Raw genomic sequence first — 1,424 nt, forward strand, 5'->3', positions numbered from 1 at the left:
CGCTCCCACAATGTTTTTTTGTCGTACACAACATCGGTGTCTGGTGAAGATCTACTGTGGGAGCGAGCCTGCCCGCGATGGGGCCGACACATTCAACCCAATACCATCAGGCATACTCCACCCCTCGGCCAACTCAATGCCCAAGGATGCCTGCCCCATGAAAACCGCCACCCTGACCTTGCTCTGCCTTACCGCCCTCGCCCCCCAAGCCCACGCCTCCAGTCCCGACGCCTGGGCCGCCTACGACAAAGCCGTGCTCGCCAGCTGCACCAAAGCCAGCGGCCTGAAAAACGCCAAACCCGTCGGCACCGCCGCGCAGTTCGACGACCGGGTCGACTACACCGCGCTCCTGATGCAAGGCCAATACCCGCAAAAACACATGAAAGGCCAGCAAGGCACCGAACTGTGCCTCTACAACAAAAAGAGCAAAACCGCCTACGTGACCGAATGGGACTCCATCCGCCCCACCGCCAAAACCCAGTGACTGGCGCATAACTTGCTTCGACCCGAGCCTTCGCGGTGTCTTTATGGCGCCGTTCCATGCCCTCGGAAGCGACCGGCCGCTCAATGAATACGACATTTTCCTGCGTAGGTTGCGGCAAATGCTGCAACGACCACCACGTGCCCCTGACCCTGGCCGAAGCCCGCATGTGGGCGGCCGACGGCGGTCAGGTGATCGTGCTGGTGGAAGGTTTCCTCGGCAACGGCCTGGGCCTTCCCGTGCAGCAACGCGAACACGCCGAGCGTCGCTCAGTAGTGGTGCGAAGCGGCACGTCCGAGGCTTACGTGGCGATCACTTTTGCCGCCTACAACGTCGGTCCCTGCCGGAATCTTGACGAAGACAACCTCTGCCGAATCTACGAACGCCGCCCGCTGGTGTGCCGCATCTACCCGATGGAAATCAATCCGCACATTGCGCTGAACACCGCAGTGAAAGAATGCCCGCCCGAATCGTGGGAACAGGGACCGGACTTGATCATCGGGGGTAAGTTGGTGGATCAGGAGCTCGCGGGATTGATCCAGCGTTCGCGTCAGGCGGATCGCGATGACATTCAGACCAAGGATGCGATTTGCGGGCTGCTGGGGATTCGGACGACAGCGTTGAAGGGGGATGGATTTACGGCTTATCTGCCGGATATGAAGGCGTTTGCCACCGTCATCGACCAGGTTGCCGCGCAGCCGCTGGCGGGCTCAGGCAGTGATTGGCAGTTTCATGTGTCAGGGGAAGACATCGCCGTGCAAGTGCAGGCGGCCGGGGCGATGGTGGCGACGGAAGCGCCGGTGAACTATGCGTTTATTTCGTTGCGGGTGGCTTGATTCCAGGGCTGTTCAACCTGTTATGGCCCCTTCGCGAGCAGGCTCGCTCCCACCATTGATCTGCGTCGTACACAAAATCTGTGTCCTGTTGAGATCTACTGTGGGAG

2 protein-coding genes are annotated in these 1,424 nt (G+C 60.3%); both read left to right on the plus strand.

All coding sequences use genetic code 11. The features are described 5' to 3' along the window. Positions 1-157 precede the first annotated feature (157 nt). Positions 158-484, plus strand: coding sequence for a hypothetical protein (locus tag QMX98_RS34595; protein ID WP_077749378.1), 327 nt, complete (start codon positions 158-160; stop codon positions 482-484). Positions 485-567: 83 nt separating this feature from the next. After that, positions 568-1,317: a YkgJ family cysteine cluster protein gene (locus QMX98_RS34600; RefSeq protein ID WP_282412080.1), complete on the plus strand. Its 750-nt coding sequence runs from the start codon at positions 568-570 to the stop codon at positions 1,315-1,317. Positions 1,318-1,424 lie beyond the last annotated feature (107 nt).

Origin of the sequence: Pseudomonas sp. PS02303 (assembly GCF_029959925.1) — a bacterium.
Lineage (GTDB): Bacteria > Pseudomonadota > Gammaproteobacteria > Pseudomonadales > Pseudomonadaceae > Aquipseudomonas > Aquipseudomonas mandelii.